The sequence below is a fragment of the Pontibacter diazotrophicus genome (assembly GCF_003367245.1).
Taxonomy (GTDB): Bacteria; Bacteroidota; Bacteroidia; order Cytophagales; family Hymenobacteraceae; genus Pontibacter; species Pontibacter diazotrophicus.
Genome location: NZ_QRGR01000018.1, coordinates 17,567 through 38,044 on the forward strand (window position 1 = coordinate 17,567; position 20,478 = coordinate 38,044).

General features: G+C 49.1%; 14 protein-coding genes. 7 read left to right on the forward strand and 7 right to left on the reverse strand.

Features of this window, described 5'->3' with window-relative positions; all coding sequences use genetic code 11:
* Positions 1 to 137 precede the first annotated feature (137 nt).
* The 6 genes from DXT99_RS15905 (at position 138) to DXT99_RS15930 (ending at position 7,224) form a co-directional block, all read left to right on the forward strand.
* Positions 138 to 1,976, forward strand: coding sequence for an ABC transporter ATP-binding protein (locus DXT99_RS15905; RefSeq protein WP_115566570.1), 1,839 nt, complete (start codon positions 138 to 140; stop codon positions 1,974 to 1,976).
* A gap of 170 nt (positions 1,977 to 2,146) precedes the next feature.
* Positions 2,147 to 2,722 carry a D-sedoheptulose 7-phosphate isomerase gene (lpcA, locus tag DXT99_RS15910; RefSeq protein ID WP_115566571.1) on the forward strand — a complete coding sequence of 192 codons (576 nt, stop codon included), beginning with the start codon at positions 2,147 to 2,149 and terminating at the stop codon, positions 2,720 to 2,722.
* 259 nt (positions 2,723 to 2,981) lie between these two features.
* Entirely contained in the window at positions 2,982 to 4,520 is a 1,539-nt protein-coding gene (locus tag DXT99_RS15915; RefSeq protein ID WP_115566572.1) for a YifB family Mg chelatase-like AAA ATPase, read from the forward strand.
* 251 nt (positions 4,521 to 4,771) lie between these two features.
* On the forward strand, positions 4,772 to 5,431 hold the full coding sequence (locus tag DXT99_RS15920; protein WP_246000768.1) for a porin family protein: 660 nt from the start codon (positions 4,772 to 4,774) through the stop codon (positions 5,429 to 5,431).
* Between the two features lie 331 nt (positions 5,432 to 5,762).
* Positions 5,763 to 6,425 carry a porin family protein gene (locus tag DXT99_RS15925; protein WP_115566682.1) on the forward strand — a complete coding sequence of 221 codons (663 nt, stop codon included), beginning with the start codon at positions 5,763 to 5,765 and terminating at the stop codon, positions 6,423 to 6,425.
* Positions 6,426 to 6,573: 148 nt separating this feature from the next.
* Positions 6,574 to 7,224, forward strand: coding sequence for a porin family protein (locus DXT99_RS15930; protein ID WP_115566683.1), 651 nt, complete (start codon positions 6,574 to 6,576; stop codon positions 7,222 to 7,224).
* 164 nt (positions 7,225 to 7,388) lie between these two features.
* On the opposite strand, the gene DXT99_RS15935 is transcribed toward DXT99_RS15930, so the two are convergent.
* The 7 genes from DXT99_RS15935 to uvrA form a co-directional block, all read right to left on the reverse strand.
* Positions 7,389 to 8,750 carry a dipeptidase gene (locus DXT99_RS15935; protein ID WP_115566573.1) on the reverse strand — a complete coding sequence of 454 codons (1,362 nt, stop codon included), beginning with the start codon at positions 8,748 to 8,750 and terminating at the stop codon, positions 7,389 to 7,391.
* 102 nt (positions 8,751 to 8,852) lie between these two features.
* On the reverse strand, positions 8,853 to 9,497 hold the full coding sequence (plsY, locus tag DXT99_RS15940) for a glycerol-3-phosphate 1-O-acyltransferase PlsY (RefSeq protein WP_115566574.1): 645 nt from the start codon (positions 9,495 to 9,497) through the stop codon (positions 8,853 to 8,855).
* A 185-nt stretch (positions 9,498 to 9,682) separates the two neighbouring features.
* On the reverse strand, positions 9,683 to 14,473 hold the full coding sequence (locus DXT99_RS15945; protein WP_115566575.1) for a hypothetical protein: 4,791 nt from the start codon (positions 14,471 to 14,473) through the stop codon (positions 9,683 to 9,685).
* Positions 14,474 to 14,496: 23 nt separating this feature from the next.
* A complete protein-coding gene (gene prmA / locus DXT99_RS15950; RefSeq protein ID WP_115566576.1) occupies positions 14,497 to 15,327 on the reverse strand; it encodes a 50S ribosomal protein L11 methyltransferase in 831 nt (276 codons plus the stop codon).
* A 9-nt stretch (positions 15,328 to 15,336) separates the two neighbouring features.
* The gene (locus tag DXT99_RS15955; RefSeq protein ID WP_115566577.1) at positions 15,337 to 15,711 is read right to left on the reverse strand and encodes a DUF6150 family protein; all 375 of its coding nucleotides are present in this window, start codon (positions 15,709 to 15,711) and stop codon (positions 15,337 to 15,339) included.
* 99 nt (positions 15,712 to 15,810) lie between these two features.
* Positions 15,811 to 16,572 (reverse strand): triose-phosphate isomerase, encoded by a 762-nt coding sequence (gene tpiA, locus DXT99_RS15960; RefSeq protein WP_115566578.1) that lies wholly within the window; start codon positions 16,570 to 16,572, stop codon positions 15,811 to 15,813.
* A 539-nt stretch (positions 16,573 to 17,111) separates the two neighbouring features.
* Positions 17,112 to 19,916, reverse strand: a complete 2,805-nt coding sequence (uvrA, locus tag DXT99_RS15965) for an excinuclease ABC subunit UvrA (RefSeq protein WP_115566579.1) — start codon at positions 19,914 to 19,916, stop codon at positions 17,112 to 17,114.
* 371 nt (positions 19,917 to 20,287) lie between these two features.
* Here uvrA and DXT99_RS15970 point away from each other — a divergent pair, with 371 nt between their 5' ends.
* Complete coding sequence (locus DXT99_RS15970) at positions 20,288 to 20,419, forward strand: 30S ribosomal protein THX (RefSeq protein ID WP_115566580.1); 132 nt, start codon at positions 20,288 to 20,290, stop codon at positions 20,417 to 20,419.
* Positions 20,420 to 20,478 lie beyond the last annotated feature (59 nt).

A 20,478-nucleotide genomic window follows, 5' to 3' on the forward strand; every position in this document is an offset into this window, starting at 1 on the left:
AAGCATACGACAGCCTTTTGCCAATGTATAGTTATCTTAAAACCAAAGTTTAACACCAGCAGGTGTTGCTACAGAGGTTGCCCGTCTGCAGGAAAGACATTGCGCAGAAGCCGCGACAGGCAACACCCCATACCAGCATGAAGACTTACCTTCGCATACTTGAGTTCGCCAAACCCTATAGCCGGTTTGTGCCGCTTTACTCTCTTTATACCATTTTAGGCATCATCTTCGGCATCTTCAACTTTGTGCTGATCATCCCCTTGCTGAACGTTTTGTTTGCACAGGTAGGCACTGAAGATGCGGCAACTATGGTGACGCAAAGGCCGGAGTTCAGGTTAGACATCGACTTCTTTTCTGAATTCTTTAACTACTATTTCGGGCAGGTGATTCTGGAGGAAGGGCGCGAGGGGGCCTTGCTGTTCGTGTGTGTGGTGGTCGTGATTTCCATCTTTCTGGCAAACCTGTTCCGCTACCTCGCCTTCCGAATTGTGGGAGCATTGCGGGCACATGTCGTAAGGAAAATGCGCCACGCGATATACCAGCGTGTGACAGAGCTGCACCTTGGTTATTTCTCAAACGAGCGCAAAGGCGACCTGATGACCCGCCTGACGGTGGATATACAGGAAGTGGAAAACTCAGTAGTGAACACCTTAACAGTCGTCATCAGAGAGCCTATCTCTATCATCGCTTACTTTGCCGTGCTCTTTACCATGTCGGTAGAACTAACGCTGTTCACGCTGATTCTGCTGCCTTTGTCAGGTGGCGTGATTGCCGGTATCTCTAAACGGCTGAGGCGGAAAGCACAGGAAGGCCAGAGTTCCCTCAGCTTTATCCTGACCATTATAGACGAAACGCTGAGCGGCATGCGCGTAATAAAAGCCTTCAATGCAGAGCCGTTTATACTGGACAAGTTCCATGACCAGAACAACCGCTATGCCCACATTCAGCGCTCCATCGCTAATAAACGCGACCTTGCTTCGCCGCTTTCTGAGTTCCTGGGTGTAACGGTGGTGGCGGGGCTGTTGTACTATGGCGGAAACCTGGTATTGAACCAGCAATCTGAACTACAGCCGGCAGAGTTTATCACGTACATCATCCTTTTCTCGCAGGTGCTGGTGCCGGCAAAAGCTATGTCAGCGGCATTCAGCAACATACAGCGTGGCCTGGTTTCAGGTGAACGGGTGCTGCAGGTGATAGACACCAAACCGCAAATTGTGAACAAGCCCAATGCAAAGGTACTGCCAGAGTTTGAGCACCAGATTGAGTTTGAACGGGTAAGCTTCGGCTATGGCGACAAGCACGTGCTGCAGGATATTAGCTTCACCATTGAAAAGGGGAAAACAGTGGCGCTGGTAGGTCCTTCAGGTGGCGGCAAGTCAACTCTCGCCGACCTCATACCGCGCTTCTACGACCCCACAGCAGGGGCCATTTACATTGATGGCCACGACATCCGGGACTATACCATGGAATCGGTAAGGGATAAAATCGGGGTAGTCACACAGGAGTCTATTCTCTTTAACGATACCATTTTCAACAACATCGCTTTTAATAAAGTAGATGCCACAGAGGAAGAGGTAATAGCCGCTGCTAAAATTGCCAATGCCCATGAGTTTATCATCAACGCGGAGCATGGTTACAACACTGTGATCGGAGACCGTGGCGGCAAACTTTCAGGCGGGCAGCGGCAGCGCCTGAGCATTGCAAGGGCTATTCTTAAAAACCCGCCTATCCTAATCTTAGATGAGGCTACCTCCGCCCTGGACACTGAATCGGAGAAGCTGGTGCAGGAGGCGCTCACGAACCTGATGCGAAACAGGACCTCCATTGTAATTGCGCACCGCCTGAGCACGATACAGCACGCAGACGAAATACTGGTGCTGCAGCAAGGTCGGATAGTAGAGCGGGGGACTCATAGTGAGCTTCAGCAGCACAGGGGGTTATACTCAAAACTGACACAGATGCAGCTAACAGCGTAAGGTTACCAATCTCCTTCATTAACCAATATGAAAGAGAAACGCCTCCGTGCAATTTTAAAACAACCGCGCTGTGCTCCACCCCTATGAAGGGTGCAAGGAATTCAACACCAACAGGAACAAAAGGTCTGAGGCGAAAAAAAAAGGCTTAACTATAGAACCGATACACGAAAATGACATCCAATACCATACTGGCAGAGTTGACGCAGGCACAGGAAGTGCTCACCGCTTTTCTGGCTGATACCAAAAACATTGCTTCCATTGAACAGGCAGCAAATGTTATGGCCGAAGGCATAAGCAACGGCGGCAAAATACTCAGCTGCGGCAACGGCGGTTCTATGTGCGATGCCATGCACTTTGCTGAGGAACTCACGGGCCGCTACCGCAACGACCGCCGTGCCTTGCCCGCCATCGCCATCGCAGACCAGAGCCACATGAGCTGCGTAAGTAACGACTACGGCTATAATGCTGTGTTCTCCCGCTATCTTGAGGCATTAGGAAACACCGGAGACGTGTTACTGGCTATCAGCACCAGCGGAAACTCCGGCAACATAATTAAGGCAGCAGAGGTAGCCAAAGCAAAAGGTATGAAGGTAGTTGGCCTGACAGGCAAAGACGGCGGTAAGCTAGCACCTCTCTGCGATGTGGAGGTGCGCGTACCGCATTCCGGCTATGCTGATCGGGTGCAGGAAATCCATATTAAAGTGATTCATATCCTGATACTGCTGCTGGAGCAGAAACTGACATAGTTTATACCTGCTCAACAGCTTTATAACTACATACAGTTTTAAGCACCAAAGGCCACAGGCAATTATAGCCGTGGCCTTTTTACATTCCCCTGCATCCTTTATTGTTTGTGCTGTTATATACTATGCTTAAAGTATCTTCTGACTGCGAGAAGGCAGTGTGCTGTTTTCACTCTTTTAAGGCTGATTCGGAATCTATTGAACCTACCTGATGTTCCGCCCCGTAGTATTCATAAAGTTATATACAATAAAGCGGAAATACATGCTCATCAAGACCTTCGGAAGCGCCGTTCAGGGTGTTAATGCCTATACCATCACCATAGAAGTAAATGTTAGCGCCGGCACAAAATATTTTCTGGTAGGGCTACCTGATAACGCAGTAAAAGAAGGCGAGCAACGTATTGAGTCCGCGCTCAAGCAGTTTAACTATAAAATTCCCCGGCAGAAGGTGGTGATTAACATGGCCCCTGCTGATATCCGCAAAGAAGGCGCTGCCTATGACCTGACCATTGCCATGGGCATGATGGCTGCCTCCGGTCAGATATCCTCCGAAAAAGTATCGCAGTACATGATCATGGGAGAGCTTTCGTTGGATGGTTCGCTGCGCCCGATCAAGGGCGTACTGCCTATTGCCATACAAGCCCGGAAAGAAGGCTTCAAAGGCATCATACTCCCGGCCCAGAACACCACAGAAGCCGCTATTGTCAATAATCTTGATGTCATCGGGGTGAATAACATACAAGAGGCTGTTGAATTCCTGGATGGGAAACGTGAGATAACTCCGGTGGTCATCAACACAAGAGATATTTTCCAAAGTGTTGCAGACCAATACGCTGCTGATTTTGCCGATGTGCAGGGGCAGGAGAATATTAAGCGCGCGCTGGAGATTGCCGCAGCGGGCGGCCATAACGTGATTATGATCGGTCCGCCGGGTGCCGGTAAGACGATGCTGGCCAAGCGCCTGCCCTCTATCCTACCGCCCCTCTCGATGCACGAGGCGCTGGAGACAACAAAGATACATTCTGTCGCGGGCAAGCTGGGCGAGGCAGCTTCTTTACTGACAACACGCCCTTACCGTTCGCCGCACCATACCATATCGGATGTAGCCCTGGTGGGCGGAGGCAGTAATCCGCAGCCCGGAGAAATATCGCTGGCACATAATGGCGTACTTTTTCTGGATGAGCTGCCCGAGTTCAAGCGCACGGTGCTGGAAGTAATGCGCCAGCCATTGGAGGAGCGCCGTGTTACCATTGCACGGGCTAAAACTTCCCTGGATTTCCCAGCTAACTTTATGCTGGTGGCCAGCATGAATCCTTGCCCCTGTGGCTATTACAATCACCCTGACAAAGAATGTGTGTGCGGACCAGGTGTAGTGCAGCGCTACCTGAACAAGGTAAGTGGCCCGCTCTTAGACCGTATCGACCTGCACGTGGAGGTAACACCCGTAACCTTCGACGAGATGACGGCCACACGTAAAGCAGAGGACAGCGCCTCTGTGCGGGAGCGGGTAGAGCAGGCACGTAAACTGCAGATTGAGCGCTTCAAAGATATGCCGCAGGTGCACTCCAATTCCATGATGCCCTCCCAAATGGTGAAGGAAGTATGCCAGATAAACGAGGCAGGCCGCACCTTGCTCAAAACAGCCATGGAGCGCCTTGGTCTCTCCGCCCGCGCCTATGACCGCATCCTGAAAGTGAGCAGGACCATCGCAGACCTCGCCGGAACCGACAACATTAAAATTGAACATTTGGCGGAGGCAATCCAGTACCGCAGCCTCGACCGGGAAGGCTGGGCTGGCTAGGTTATACACCTTCCACACTTCCAGAATAGCACTGAACAGGAGCGACAGGTTACTACGTACCCGCGCTTTTTGTTCACTAAAGCTTTCCTAAGGTTACCTTGTTTTCAATTGTATATCACCAAAAATAGAGGTGAGGTTCAGACTTTTATAAACTTGCTGCGTAATAGCTTTACATCAGGCAAGAGCTTTAGTACTCTGGCAGGATTTTTTGTTTTTAGTGTTTTTCACGAACGAGTTAAACGAGTAAGTGAATGAAGAAGATTATTACATTTTTTGCTTTTATGGTAATCACGGTGATTGCTGCACAGGCGCAGGCACCGCGATTTGGATTCCGGGGAGGACTTAACTACGCTGGTATTTCAGGTAGTAACGTTGATAACCTGGATAGAACATATGGATTTCACGCAGGCCTTACATCGCGGTTTATTGTTACGCCAGACAGCTTCCTGACGATACACCCGGAAATACTTTATTCTCAAAAAGGAGCCGAGTATGAAGAAACAGGCTTTGAGCTAAAACTGGATTACATTGATGTACCTGTTTTAGCCCGCATAGATGCTGGTCCTATTTACTTTGAGGGTGGCCCGCAGGTATCTGTCAGAATAAATGACACAGTGAATTCCGATAAAGATGATCCTGTACACCTCTACAACCCTGACCAACTACTAAGGCGCGCTAGTTTTAGCTACGTTGCCGGTGTAGGCCTTGCAGCTACCAGGCTCGGGTTGGATATAGGTGTTCGGTATAACGGTGAAGTTTCCAACATAAACAACAGCGACGACATACCTAATATCCGTAGTAACGTATTCATGCTGACAGTAAGCTACCTGTTCCCGGCCAAAAAACGACCACCAGTCGAAACAGAATACGAGACAGAAACAGAATACGAAACGGAAACAGAAATAGAATAAGACTTGCCTTAGTACAACATGAAACTATGAAATCGAAAGCCCGCCTTACCGCGGGCTTTTTTCATTCTTACTCTTAACGGCTGTTTACCCTCTTAAATAGCCCTCCTACATATTCTTCATCAATATATATACTCAGACTATACTCTGGCCTGTTTGTTGTAATGTTCCCGTTAGCATGCATGCGAGGGCCTGCAGGCAATAACCAGAGGTGTTCATCTATGATGTAACTTCAGCAGTTGTGGCCTGTTTGGTAAGTATTTCACAAAAACTACTTTTTTTATTAACCCGTATATTGCTCGCATTGAGCGTATATAACTAACCAATTATGATTATGAAAAAGCTATTATCCCTTTTTGTTTTTGCGCTGGTGTCACTTACGGCAGCTCAGGCTCAATCTGGTTTTGGTATCAGAGGTGGAGCAAACCTTTCTAACCTTGAAGGCGATTTAAGAAACGAATCACTTTACGAGAATAAATTCGGCTTTCATGCAGGTGTTACGTTGAACATTCCTGTACTTGACAACTTTTTCTCGATTCAGCCGGAGCTCCTTTATTCTAACAAAGGATTTAAGAACAGCGATGAGGAGTATACAAACAACTTAAACCAAACACTCCGCCGGACAGGAAAAGTGAATTATGACTATATCGACTTGCCAATATTCGCTAAGATTAAGGCAGGCCCCATTTACTTTGAGGCTGGACCGCAGGCATCTTACCTGCTAAGTGTAAAAGATGAAACCAGCTTATACATCGACAATGAACTTGCCTCTTCTAACACTACTGTAATAGACAGAGACAACATGAGAAAGTTTGAGCTAGGGTATGCTGCAGGTGTTGGGCTGGCAGCAGGCAAACGTTTCACCATTGGCCTGCGTTACAATGGCAGCTTTAACGATTTTGTAGACGATACTCCTGCTAATTATTTTGACGAAGATATCAGGAACGCCCGTAATTCAGTGATCATGCTGACTGTCGGCCTCTCGTTAACCAGATAACTGCAGCATACCTTTTCTGCTGTATTTCGCCAGCCTCACCTATTGGGTGAGGCTGGCTTTTTTTATGGTATCTTCTGTCCTTATAAACCCTTTTCTATCAGCCATAGTAAACAAGCTTAAGCTATACCCAAACTTTACAGGCCCTAACATGAAAAAATTAATCCTTCTTATATGTATCACCCTTGTTCCTATTTTGATGGCGCAGGCTCAGTATGTCCGCTATGGCGGAAAGGCGGGCGGCGGCTTTACACGAGCCTATGGCGACGACGGCTCAAATGATTACATGAACTATTTTACCGGTTTCCATGCGGGTCCGGTTGTAAGCTATGAGTTTGTGTCGCGGCTGGCCGTGCAGGCAGAGTTGCTTTACGACCAGAAAGGATTTACTTATGATGCCTATACCGTTAACCCCAGCGTAACGGCGAACGGAGATTTGCGGCTGCATTACGTAAAACTCCCCCTGCTGCTCAAGATCCAGAAAGGAGGCTTATTTGCAGAGGCCGGACCATACGCAGGTTACCTGGTGGCCACCAGTTCTGACATTAACTTCAGTACAACAGGCGTAAACCCTGACGTGGGGCAGCCTATTACGTATAATTCAGACAACATAAACCGCTTCGACTATGGTTATACAGCTGGCATAGGCATTATGCTGGATAACGGGTTTTTCATGAGCTTCCGGAACACAGGCGGCTTACGGTCCTTCTCCAAAGATTTAGACCAGAAGAACTTCGGTTTTAACCTTAGCTTCGGCTACCTGATACAACCACCCAGCGCCGTAGAAATGATGCGGCGTTAGCAAAAGAGGCCCGGCTGCAAAACAGCCGGGCCTCTTTATATATATACGAAAAAGAACGTAAGACAAAGGACTTTCACACAGAGCCAACATGCAGCCAACTGCTTTCGGCTGACTTTTACAGAAGGCTTCCTTAGTCTCTTATCCAACATCCCGCATTATGTTTTTTACTTCTTCAACTCCGCAAAGTGTTTGTAGAACAGCGGAATTGTTTCGATGCCTTTCATAAAGTTAAACACGCCGAAGTGCTCGTTCGGGGAGTGAATGGCATCTGTGTCAAGGCCAAAACCCATCAACACAGAATCCAAACCCAGTTCGGATTTAAACATTGCCACGATCGGAATAGAACCACCGCTGCGTACCGGAATCGGCTTCACGCCAAACGTCTCTTCGTAGGCTCTTGAAGCAGCCTGATACGCAACAGAGTCTGTTGGTGTCACTACTGGTTCTCCGCCATGGTGCGGCTTCACCACCACTTTTATACTCTTAGGAGCGATGCTTTCGAAATGCCTCTTAAACTTCTCCGTAATTTCCTCAGATGACTGGTTGGGCACGAGGCGCATTGATATTTTGGCATAGGCTTTAGAGGCAATTACTGTTTTAGCGCCCTCACCGGTATAGCCACCCCAAATACCATTCACATCCAGGGCGGGGCGAATGGAGTTACGCTCCATGGTCACGTATCCTGCCTCACCGTGAATATCGCTAAGTTCCAACGCCTGCTTATACTTCTCCAGGCTAAAGGGAGCACGCGCCATTTCTGCACGTTCCTCCTGGCTCAGCTCCTGCACATTATCATAAAAGCCCGGTATGGTGATGTGGTTGTTCTCGTCGTGCAGCGAAGCTATCATCTGGCACAGGATATTGATGGGATTTGCTACCGCCCCGCCATAAAGGCCAGAGTGCAGGTCGCGGTTAGGGCCTGTTACCTCTACCTCTACATAGCTCAGGCCCCGCAGGCCGGTGGTAATGGAAGGCGTGTCGTTACCCAGCATGCCTGTGTCCGAAATAAGAATGACATCCCCCGTTAGTCTGTCTTTGTTCTCTTTCACAAAGGTGGCCAGGTTGGTGGAGCCTACTTCTTCTTCGCCTTCAATCATGAACTTCACGTTGCAGGCCAAGTTACCAGTTTGCACCATTGTCTCAAAGGCTTTCACGTGCATGTACATCTGCCCTTTATCGTCGCAGGCGCCACGGGCGTAGATCTTTCCGTCTTTTATGACTGGTTCAAAGGGCGGAGAACTCCACAACTCATAAGGGTCTGCCGGCTGCACATCATAATGGCCATATACTACTACTGTTGGCAGGTTCGGGTCCACTATTTTCTCGCCATACACAACCGGGTTACCGGCAGTTTCATATAGTTCCACATGATCCGCGCCGGCTTCTGTCAGGCGCTGTTTTACAAACTCTGCCGTGCGCAGCACATCCTCTTTAAACTTCGGGTCGGCACTTACCGATGGGATCCGCAGCATGTCCAGCAGTTCGTTTACAAAGCGGTCTTTGTTGTCGTTGATGTATTTGTTCATAGTTTATAAGGTACTTTGATTTGATTCAAGTTGCAAAAAAGCCATCCGTGCGAGGCAGGATGGCTTTTGTTTTATTTATTTTCTGATAGCTAACAGCTCTGTTTAGCGCTTGCGTCCCAGTTTGATGTTTGCCTTACTCTCCTCCCCTGCAATCAGGCGATTGATATTTTTACGGTGCGTGAGCGCCACAACGGCAAACAATATGAACCCGAACACAATAAGGATTGGATTTTCGGGGTGAAACCGTGGTAAGAGCAGCAATATCGGAAAAGCCAGTGCCGCGATCATAGATCCAAGGGAAACATACTTAGAGGTGAACAGCACGATAACGAAGATAGCGATACACATCAGCGCTACTATAGGCTCTATCGCCAGCATCATACCCAACAAGGTAGCTACGCCCTTACCGCCTTTAAAGCGTTCGTAGATCGGGAAAATATGCCCAACTACACCCAGGGCTCCCATAATGAGCTGATAGATCACCAGGTTCTCTGGTGCCACAACATCATAAATAATCAGGAAGCCGGCGAGCGAGGTGGCGGTCCACCCTTTGAAAATATCAATCAGCATGACAATGGCACCCGGCTTCTTGCCCAGCACCCGGAAAGTGTTCGTGGCTCCTGAATTGCCACTGCCGTGCTTCCGGATATCGATGCCATAGTAAGCTTTACCGATCCAGACTGCTGATGAGATGGAGCCAATCAGGTATGCAGCTACAAACAGTCCAGCTATTAAAAGTATATCCATGAATTATCTGTTTTGTCCCAGGACTTGCTCTTACAGGATACCAGCCTGCCTGAGGCACCAGCCTGCCTGAGGCAAAAGCACGGTAAAATAAGAGCGAAAAGAGGCCCAAATATAGGCAAATCTTGTTCTACAGTCCAAAATTTAAGTTTCCCTCTAACTCTATACGGTAGGCTTATAGTTCCTGGTTATTGCATGTCTATTTCTGGCTCTTCCTCGCTCGGGTCGTTTCGGTTCTTTTTCTTACTCTTTTTGGGCTCTTCCTCCAGGTAGTCAAAGTTCCCGGTTGGTTCTATTATCACTTGCTCTGTGGCCACTTTAAAACCTTCCTCCCCGTTCAGGTAGTTGTCGCGGAAGTATTGTACAAACTCATTCTTCTCGATAGGAGCGCCAGCATATATGCCATAGCTACTGGTAGATCCCCGGCTACCTCTTGCCTTAGACTCTACAGCCTTGTTGAACTTATCATCAGAAGAAGCCATGGTCATGCCGTTTTCAAAAAAGCTGAAGTAGTACCAGGTGTAAGGGTCCGACTGAAGGTATAAGTTTACAGCCGGCAAACCGTTCATGTCTTCACGCATTTCTATGTAGCCGTTCATGCGCGTGTTCACATCCTCTTTCAGGATGCTGGCCAGGCCAATGCTGCCTGCGCTGTACCATGCCCTGTGGTCGTTCGACCACTGTAGCTTTACATCGCTTAGTATCAGGCTGCGCATTAATTTTTTCGACAACTTCGGCAGTGGCACATGGGAAGTGGCGCTTTGCTGCACATAACGGCGAACTTCTTTATCACCAACAAATTCTCCTAACTTATACAGTAAAGCATCGCTGTTTTCTATTGCTGGTGCGGCGCCGGCAGCACCAGCCCGCAGGTTAGCAGCCATTGCAGCAAGTGCTTTTTCCGGCACGTCCATATCGAATACAAGGAACGCATCCAGATCATATTCACTACTGTCCATTCGGGCATTGCCGCTACCGGATGCTTCTACAGCAAAATTCTTTACTGGCTTCAGCAGGTTCAACTTACCTTCGAAGTGCACCGCGTTGGCCTCTTCATTATAAATCAGCATACTACCTTCATAAGCATCGCCATAAGCACGCTTCTCATGCCCGATCTTAAACTCCTTCCGGTCGTTGTTGTAAGAGAGCAGTCCATCTACTGTAAACAGATCAAGGTCATCCTCCGCCTGCTTTCTGGATACAAATGTGTTATAGATCTTACCTGATCCGGCTCCTATGTGCAATCCGGTATGCAGCATTGTACCATCGGCAGCTTTCGGCTCAATAATGGGTATGCGCACATTCATAGGGTCCAGGCTGTCTTTCTTGTAAGGGAACCACTCCGAGTCATCCGGGTTGCCGGTAAAATTCATTTTCAGTTCGCCATCAAAATCCAGGTGTTGGATTGGGGCACGCATCATTACCTTGCCGCGGTAAAGGATGCGTGGGAAAACGTAAAAAGGTTTATCCTCCTCCATACTCGCCGAAGCAAACGTGTAGGCTATCTTCTCTTTTTTCGCCTTTTTCCCTTCCACGTTCTCCGTCGGGTCGCCATATACAAAGTCAGAGAACTGCAGCTGAAATGAGTCGGCGGCAGCATTGTAGTAGTCAAGCACTGCACTTCCCCTCAAAGCTGTGCGCGAGAGCACATCAATGTTCCCTTTGTAGAACCGGTGGTATTGCTGGGTAGAGTCAGCCAGCACAAGTGCATTGCGCAGTGTCTGTATAGTAGCATCGGCGGCCACAGCCACTCTGCCACTGTCTGGTACCATATGGGCATCGCCAACGGCAATGTAAGGCACACCGCCCGCTAATAAATTATTGCTCTTCAAATCATACTCTCCGCTGGCAGCTATAAAACGCAATCCCTCCTGGGCAGGATGCAGCGAATAGAACCAGTTTTTACCACCGTTCTCATCGGCTTTTAAGGCTACCTTCTGCTCCTTCATATCCCAGCGGGCACTGCTCATCGATGTTTTGTACTGCGCTTTCGGGAACTCCATATTGGCAACGCCCTTCTGCTCACTTGCAAAATCAACTACCCCCCCAACCATATCGTAAGCAAAGGCAACATCCTGCGCCTTTACCGCCGGTCTTCCCTCTACATCAGATTTAACGAGCATCTGGGCATGGTTGCCGCTGAAGCTACGCTGCTTAAAGGTCAGTTCCTGAGAGGTAACGTTGGCTACCGGGTTATCTACCACTCCACTGCCTTGTAACCCTCCGGGCGTAAGCTTGGCTACTCCTGTAAGAGCGAAGCCCTCTTCGTAGAGCTTCATCGGTTCATTCACCGTCTGCAGGTACATGGTGTCGGCCTGTGTTTGCCAATTCATGCTGAAGCCCTGAAGAGTTGCTACCGGGTATTCTGCCCCATTGTGCTGGCCTTCTGTCATGGTTACGGATGTTCCTCCTTCTGCTGTAACTCCGTTTTTATAATATGTGTATGCCGGAGCCTCCAGCGTAGCGTTCAGGTAAGTTAGCGTTCCTTTACTCTGGATACCGCCTGAGTTCATCATAATAGTGTCATACACCATCCCTTTGCCACCGTAAGCCGGTAAACCTTTCTCCCCCGGCTGATAATAGAAGCCAAGGGTTTCGTCCGGCATCATCACCATCTTTGTTTTGATAGGCGGGAAAATACCCCCTGAATTGAATGTGCCATCAAACCCAATCGCATTTTTGGTTGAGCTCAGACTATCTAATTTAAAAGGCGGCATCTCGAAGTATATGGTGCTGTCATAAGCACCGCCCGCCACATCTGGTCTGGCAAAAGCAACCCTCGCCCCCGACACAGCATCAAACTTAGGGTACTCTGCGAAATACTGCTTACCTGATTTGTTGCCGGGTTTGTTGATATACAGCGTACCCGACATACCTCCTTTGTTACTCGTTAGCACCTGGTCGGTGACGTTGCCGTTACGACCGCGCCGCTTACCTGTAACCAGTGCCACGGTGTCTATATTGGCAAGCTCTATTGTAAAGTCTTTGTAGTTGAATTTAAAGTCAGATCCTTTAATAGCAAGGCTGCTGGCGTATACCTGGCCGTTGAATTCAATATCGCGGTTTTGCAGGATGCGTATTTCGTTTCCGCGCGGCAGCATGTATACGCTGGCCGTGTCGTTGTTGAAGACGATCCGATCCACTCCCCGAACTGTCAGTTTGTTATCGTCCAGGTTAAGGGTGGCATTACGGCCTGAGGGCACCACAGACTTGATGATGATATGGTCATAGTCTTTTGCATCGCGGGAGGAACCCACATAATGCAAGGCTTTGGGTTTTAGCTCAATGTAACCTGAAGCCGGATCGTAACTTACATAATCCTGGTACGACATGGCTTGGGCAGCCTCTTTTATAGCTGCTTCACCTATTTTTGTTGTTTTCGCTACATCGGAGGCATAAAATGTCTTTGTTTTAGCCTTTAGCCCGTAACCAACCAATATCTGCAAGGGGTGAAACTGCGCGACCCCCACCAGCCGCTGGTAACGGCTATTGGAAAAGTATTCCATAGACTCCAGTTGCACCGGCACCAGTGTCTTCGAATTTAAAACTGAAAACTCGACATTGGGCTCATTCAGTTTCCATTGCAGGCGCTCGGCCATAATTTCCATTTGATGAAAATTATCGATGAAAGGCGCATCAGCATAAGCCCCTTTATCCTTTGTTAGCGTCAGCTCCTGATTTACGCGGGAATAGCGCAGTTGCATGGCAGGGTGCACAAGCGAGTCCTTCTGCTGGTAGATAGCAACAGCCGCACGGTTCGCCAGCAACAGTGAATCCTCAAAAGAATAGCTTCTGGCTAAGGAACGGAATTTGCGCTCTCCATTATGTGACACTACGATTTCGGAAGGGCTGCCATCCATTGGTTTGCTCCCGATAGCGTTACCTACCAACGAGAAACCGCCTTTGTAGGCAACTTGAGGGCCTAAGTTGTTTATTTTCGCATCGCTGGTGAAGGAATTAAATTTAGGATAAGGATAGCTACTGGTTTTGCGCTTGCTGCTAATCCACTCAAAGGCACCATCGACAGGCGCAGCCAACACAGCCGGGTAAGCTACCGTAACATCCGGCGCCTTGAAACCGGCAAAGGATATATTGAAGTTATACTTGCGAATTTCCGCCGAAGCAGGCTCCTCTTTTAGCTTCCACTCGAACTTACCGCCTTCCCCTACAAAAAGGTTGTTTACCAGCATCAACTGTCCTTGCGTGTTGTTGATAGAAGCAGAATCCCAGGGGGTGACAAAGGTGAGGTCTGTCTTCTCTAACTTCAGCACCGGGCCTGACACTTTGGGCTGCGCAGGTAAAAACTGTCGCTTCAGGCTCTCTTTGCGTGCCTGGGCTGTTTTTTTCTTGTCCTCTTTTTTAGGAGTGGCCGTTACAATACCCCAGTCATCATCCTCCACTGCCTCTTCCTGTGTTTTCCCCTCATCGTCCCAGGACACACTGTCCCAGCCATTGCTCTCTTCAGCTTCTTCGGGTGTTGCTTTGCTGGCGCCCTCATAGGCAAAGCTGAAACTGCCGCCTGAGGAAAGCAACTTATAATAGGAATTCTGATAAAGGAGGTTATTGCTCAGGTATGAACTGGAAGTAGTCAGGAACTGACCCAGGCGCTTTGCATCCTCCTGCTGTACGGCTTTTTCGGTTACCTCCAGCATTTTGTCTACCTGGTCGGCGCGCATACTCTTGTTATTGACACCTGCCGTAACCATGGTATAGAACTGCCCAAACTGTGCGCTGCCTATGCGTTTGCGGTACATGAGTTGGCTGATGTCCATAATCTGCTGCTGCTGTTTGGAGGAAAGCTTTCCGCTGTTCCATACCCCTTCCATGTCAGCAGAGAGCTTTTCAGCATCAGCCACCTTCCCCGCTGTTAACAGGGTTTTTACATCTCCTATAAAATCAGCAGGCTTGTTAGAGAGCTTTGTCTGCGCCTGCGCCGTAAAAGCTACCAATAGAAAAATAAGGGGTAAAAGTCGTTTCATAAGGGTACGGCTTAGGGTATAGGTTATTTAGCTTTGAACAGGGCGGATACCCAGTTATTCTTTTCCCGGTGCGATTTATACTGCAGCCCCAGCTCCTCAGTTCGCTGCTGGAGCACGGGTAGGTCCTCGGTGTAAAAGCCGCTCAGGAGCAGCCAGCCTTCCGGCTTCAGCACGGCCTTGTAGGCCGGCATGTCTTCCAGTAAAACGTTGCGGTTTATGTTGGCCAGTATAACATCGAAAGGTTTCTCCCCTTCAATTGTTTCGGCACCACCTAAACGCACATCAATGTGGCCGTAGTTGTTGAGTTCCGCATTCTCCCGGGCATTCTCTACGGTCCAGTCTTCAATTTCCACCGCCACAATCTCTGAAGCGCCCAGTTCTCCGGCCATAATGGCCAGTATACCTGTGCCGCAGCCCATGTCCAGTACACGCTTGCCCTGGTGGTCCAGCGTTAGCTGGTTCTCAATCATGAGCGTGGTGGTTTCATGGTGGCCCGTGCCAAACGACATCTTCGGGTTAATGACGATATCGTACTTTGCCTGCTCCGGCTTTGGGTGGAAAGAAGCCCGGACAGACACCAGCCCGCCAATGAACAGGGGCTCGAAATTACGCTCCCACTCCTCGTTCCAGTTCTGGCGTTCAATTTTTTGTACGTTATACGTAACTACCACAAATTCAGCGTAATGCTGCAGCGTTTCCTGCAGTGCCTCTTCGCTGAATTGGTCTTCTTCTATGTAGGCGTTAAAGCCATCTTCTGTCTCCACAAAAGCATCAAAGCCGAGCTCCCCGAGCTCGGCAGTTAGTATGTCCGCGAAATCCGCGTTCACTTTTAAAGCAACTTCTATAAAATCCATCTTTAAATATTAATCACGACAAGTGGCAGAAGAACGCATGTCGGTAAAATACACAGTAAAATCAGCCTGGTGGCGTTGTTCCGTCACGTAAAGGATGTGATTGGCAAACGCCTTGCTGGGAGTAATAAACCAGATGCCTGTGCCATCGGCAAAGAGCTTGTTATTCTCGCGGTACACCACCAGGTTTGCAAAAGCCTCTTCCTCATTTAGATAAACGATTTTGGACGCATCATTCTTGTATCTTGGGTCCCGCTCCAGGTATACTGCTCCGTAAATGTCACAATAATCCCTTTCAACAATTGCTTCCCTGGCTGGTGCAGGAGCTGTTGCCGGCGAATTAAAAAGGGGCAGCAAGGCCATCCAGAAAATAAAATATATCCGCATTGTAATATATGAATATTTGCTCAAATATAACTATTAGTTACACAAAAAAGGCTGCCGATTGATTCAATCGGCAGCCTTTTTTGCACTTTATTTTACAATTTAGAAGGATTTGATGATGTCGGTAAAGTCCCTGGACTTCAGAGAGGCTCCTCCTATCAGGCCACCATCTATGTCTTCCTGCGCAAACAGTTCTTGTGCGTTGCCTGGGTTGCAGCTGCCACCGTACAAAATAGTGCAATTAAAAGCAGCCTCCGCATCGAACATGCGCGACAACTGCTCGCGGATATAGGCGTGCATTTCCTGCGCCTGCTGTGAGCTGGCTGTTTTACCGGTGCCTATCGCCCAAATCGGCTCGTAGGCCACCACAATCTGGTTGAATTCCTCGTTGCTCAGATAAGAAACGCTGTCCTTTAGCTGCTGGCCCACATACTCGAAGTGGCGGTCTGCGTCACGCTCTTCCAGCGGCTCACCGCAGCAGAAAATCGGCTTCAGGCCCTGGGCAATGGCCAGTTTCATTTTCTTGTAAAGCGTTTGGGCATCTTCGTGGTGGTATAGGCGGCGTTCGCTGTGGCCTATAATCACATACTCCACGCCCACAGACTTCAGCATGCTCGCCGACACCTCACCGGTATAGGCACCGCTTTCGTACTCGCTTACGTTCTGTGCTGCCAAGTGCATCTTATCGTTGCCCTGCACCAGCTTGCCTACGCTCTGCAGGTAAGGGAAAGGTGGCGTCACGATCACGGTCACATCGCCGTTCACTTCGTCTTTCACCATATTATCGATTTCCGATACCAGCGAAAGCGCCTCCTCATAGGTTTTATTCATTTTCCAGTTACCTGCAACAATTTTCTTTCTCATGTTCTATCTGTTTGTTGATGATGTTCTTATATACTTGTGTATACTCCTTTTTGGAATTTTAGCTTCCAATGTGGCAATTTAACAATTTCTGGTTTAACCCCACCCCAGCCCTCCCCTAAAAACAGGGGAGGGAGTTTGCCTGATGAGCAGAATTGACACTGTTAGACCGGAGTGGAAGTTGAAGTAGTTATATTTAAAGGCAGACGTATCTAACCACCCCTGCCCCTCCTTGTCTAAGGAGGGGAGTTTGCAGCCTCTAACGGTATTGATGCTAGGTTGGCAGTTTAAATGGTGCCACTGCAAAGGAAGTTATGTAAGTAAGGATTTAGGAAACCCATGTGCAGAGTTGCCTAACTTTGATAGTTAAGAAAATATTAAGCAGACAAAAGAGATATCGGAAGCTCTAAGTTAAGCTGTCAAACTCCCCTCCTTGGACAAGGAGGGGTAGGGGTGGTTTGACCCGGTTCTGCCATTCAGAAAAACAAAAGCCGCAGACACTACTGTCTCTGCGGCTTCACTAAATCTATATTTCAAACCCTCTACACCTTCCCCTTCAAGAATCTCGCTGTATCATTATCCTCCAGTTTCACCATTTCTTCCGGAGTACCTTCAAACAGCAAATGTCCACCGTTAGTACCACCCTCCGGACCTAAATCTATGATCCAATCAGCGCACTTGATGATGTCCATGTTGTGCTCGATGATAACGACGGTGTTGCCGTTTTCGATGAGCGCGTTCATGGAGGTAAGCAGCTTGCTGATGTCGTGGAAGTGCAGGCCAGTGCTGGGCTCATCGAAGATAAACAGGATGTTCTCGTGGTGCGAGGTTGCGCCTTTGGTTAAAAAGGATGCCAGTTTCACGCGTTGCGCCTCGCCACCTGATAAGGTGTTGCTCGACTGTCCCAGGCGGATATAACCCAAGCCCACATCATCCAGCGGTTTCAGGCGCTCAGAAATCTTAACCTGATCAGCAAAGAAATCAATGCTGTCGGCAAGCGTCATGTTCAGCACTTCTGATATGCTTTTCTCTTTGTACTTGATATCGAGCACATCCTGCTTAAAGCGATGGCCGTGGCAGCTCTCGCAGGTCAGGTAGATGTCGGCCATAAACTGCATCTCAATCTTCACCTGCCCTTCGCCCTGGCATACCTCACAGCGGCCGCCCTCAATGTTAAATGAGAAGTGCGACGGCTTAAATCCACGCGACTTCGCCAATGGCTGATCCGCATACAAGGTTCGGATAGCATCGTAAGCCTTTACATAAGTAACCGGGTTAGAGCGCGACGATTTGCCGATCGGGTTCTGATCCACAAACTCCACATGGTCAATTTTGCCATAATCGCCGCCCAGCTTGTCAAATTTACCGGTTGCCTCGGCGGTGGAGCCGTGCAGCTTCTGCATGGCCGGGTACAGTATCTTCTTAATCAGCGTTGATTTACCGGAGCCACTCACGCCTGTTATCACCGTCATCACGCCCAGCGGGAACTTCACGTTCAGGTTTTTCAGGTTGTTCTCGCGGGCGCCCGTTATCTCAATGGCATTGCGCCACTTGCGGCGCTGCAACGGCACAGGTACCTCCATTCTGCCGCTCAGGTATTTGGCAGTATAGGTATCTGTACTCCTGGTCATTTCCTCGAAAGTACCCTGGAACATCAGATTACCGCCACCGGAGCCAGCCTCAGGCCCGATGTCTATGAGCTGATCTGCAGCCTTCATCATCTCCTCCTCGTGCTCTACTACAATCACGGTGTTGCCCAACTGCTGCAGCGTGCGCAACACCCCAATCAATTGCTCTGAGTCTTTTGGGTGCAGACCAATGCTGGGCTCATCCAAGATATACATAGACCCCACCAAGGCACTGCCCAACGAAGTAGCTAAGTTAATGCGCTGGCTCTCGCCACCCGACAGGGTATTGGAAAGACGGTTGAGGGTAAGGTAGCCGAGCCCCACCCGCTCCAGATAACTCAGGCGGTTAGCAACTTCCGTCACCAGTCGTTCGGCCACATTGCGCTCGTGCTGCGTTAACTCTATGTTCCTAAAGAATGGCAGCACCTGCGTCAGTGGCATCAGTACCAGGTCGGTAATGCTTTTGCCATTCACTTTCACGTAGCTGGCGTCTTTGCGCAGGCGCGAGCCGCGGCACTCCGGGCAAGTGGTGCGGCCACGGTAGCGCGACAGCATTACGCGGTACTGTATCTTGTGCGTCTGCCCCTGTATGTGTTTAAAGAAGTCGTTGAGGCCTTCGAAAAATTTATTGCCCGTCCAGAGCAACTCCTGCTCTGCCTCTGTCAGCTCGTTGTAAGGCCGGTGAATCGGGAAGTCAAAGCGGATACCGTTTTTCACCAACGGCTGCAGCCACTCATTCATCTTGTCGGAACGCCAGGGCGCTATGGCTCCCTCGTACACTGTCAGGCTCTTGTCCGGTATTACTAGGTCAGGGTCTATGCCTAACACGCTGCCAAAGCCCTCGCAGGTCTGGCAGGCACCATAGGGGTTGTTAAAGCTGAAGAAGTTAACAGACGGCTCTTCAAACACAACACCATCCAGTTCAAAGCGGTCAGAGAACACGCGCTCCTCTTCGCCAAAGATGACACGGCACTCCCCATGGCCTTCGAAGAAAGCTGTCTGTATGGAGTCTGCTATACGAAACTGAAGGTCCTCATCTGATTTATAAATCACTGCCCGGTCCACCAGAATATACACCTCCTTGCCCAGCTTCGGCTTTTTCTCCTCCAGCAGCTCCTCAATAAAGTACACCTGGCCATTGGCGTAGATGCGGGAATACCCTTTCTGCAGCAGCAGGTCCAGCTCTTTTGCCAGGGAACGATCCGTGTGCTGGTGCAACGGCGCCAGAATCATCACGCGCGCCTCGTCCTCCAGGGAAAAGATAAAATCCACCACATCGGCCACTGAATCTTTCTGCACCACCTCCCCGGACACCGGCGAGTAGGTCTTGCCAATGCGGGCATAGAGCAGCTTCAGGTAATCATATATTTCGGTGCTGGTGCCCACGGTGGAGCGGTTGTTCTTGATGCTTACCTTCTGCTCAATGGCAATGGCCGGGCTGATGCCCTTGATATAGTCTACATCAGGTTTATCCATACGGCCCAGAAACTGGCGTGCGTAAGAACTCAAACTCTCCACATACATGCGCTGCCCTTCGGCATACAAGGTATCAAAAGCGAGTGAAGACTTGCCAGAGCCGGACAAGCCCGTGATAACGATAAACTGATTGCGGGGCAGCGCGACGCTCAGGTTCTTGAGGTTATGCACTCTGGCCCCTTTGATGATAATGTTCTGGCGGGCGTCAAGCTCGTCGATATTATAGTCAGGTATGTTTGCCATATAAAAAGCGGCCAGAAAAAAGGTTTAGCAAATCTTTGCAAACCTTTTAGAAGCCATTTTCTCTTAAAAAGTTAATTTGTAAAGATACGAATAGATAACCTCAATCTGAAGGGCTTTGTTACACCACTCTCAGCAGGTAAATCCGTGGTGTATAACAATCGCCGCGGCCTTTTAGTTACCTACTTCAGCAGCACAATTAGTTTTGCGTCGCCGCCTCTTTGCTTTCGCTGTTGTTCATTAAAATAGCCAGGGACTCCGGGCACAGCGGCTTATGTTAACAACTTTACCGGATTAATGAACAAACCTGAACCTGTGGTGGCGTGCTACTCGTATGCAGAAGGTATCAACTATTATCTAAACAAATCTATTTTATGGGAAAAGGAGATAAAAAATCAAGAAAAGGGAAAATAACAAAAGGAACGTATGGCAACAGACGTCCTCGAAAAGCCAACAAAACCACCGGCCAGTCTGCGCCTAAAGAAACTGCTGCTGCTTCTAAGTAGAAAACAGCTTAAACCCAAAAACAAAAAAGCACCGCTATCCTTTTAAAGAGGAGGGCGGT

Bases quoted from the DNA above. Each gene is read 5' to 3' on its own strand.
- prmA (WP_115566576.1), bottom strand. From the start codon at position 15,327: ATGGATTTTATAGAAGTTGCTTTAAAAGTGAACGCGGATTTCGCGGAC.
- DXT99_RS15920 (WP_246000768.1), top strand. From the start codon at position 4,772: ATGAAGAAGATTATTACATTTTTTGCTTTTATGGTAATCACGGTGATT.
- DXT99_RS15945 (WP_115566575.1), bottom strand. From the start codon at position 14,473: ATGAAACGACTTTTACCCCTTATTTTTCTATTGGTAGCTTTTACGGCG.
- DXT99_RS15970 (WP_115566580.1), top strand. From the start codon at position 20,288: ATGGGAAAAGGAGATAAAAAATCAAGAAAAGGGAAAATAACAAAAGGA.
- DXT99_RS15955 (WP_115566577.1), bottom strand. From the start codon at position 15,711: ATGCGGATATATTTTATTTTCTGGATGGCCTTGCTGCCCCTTTTTAAT.
- DXT99_RS15915 (WP_115566572.1), top strand. From the start codon at position 2,982: ATGCTCATCAAGACCTTCGGAAGCGCCGTTCAGGGTGTTAATGCCTAT.
- DXT99_RS15905 (WP_115566570.1), top strand. From the start codon at position 138: ATGAAGACTTACCTTCGCATACTTGAGTTCGCCAAACCCTATAGCCGG.
- plsY (WP_115566574.1), bottom strand. From the start codon at position 9,497: ATGGATATACTTTTAATAGCTGGACTGTTTGTAGCTGCATACCTGATT.
- tpiA (WP_115566578.1), bottom strand. From the start codon at position 16,572: ATGAGAAAGAAAATTGTTGCAGGTAACTGGAAAATGAATAAAACCTAT.
- DXT99_RS15925 (WP_115566682.1), top strand. From the start codon at position 5,763: ATGAAAAAGCTATTATCCCTTTTTGTTTTTGCGCTGGTGTCACTTACG.
- lpcA (WP_115566571.1), top strand. From the start codon at position 2,147: ATGACATCCAATACCATACTGGCAGAGTTGACGCAGGCACAGGAAGTG.
- DXT99_RS15935 (WP_115566573.1), bottom strand. From the start codon at position 8,750: ATGAACAAATACATCAACGACAACAAAGACCGCTTTGTAAACGAACTG.
- DXT99_RS15930 (WP_115566683.1), top strand. From the start codon at position 6,574: ATGAAAAAATTAATCCTTCTTATATGTATCACCCTTGTTCCTATTTTG.
- uvrA (WP_115566579.1), bottom strand. From the start codon at position 19,916: ATGGCAAACATACCTGACTATAATATCGACGAGCTTGACGCCCGCCAG.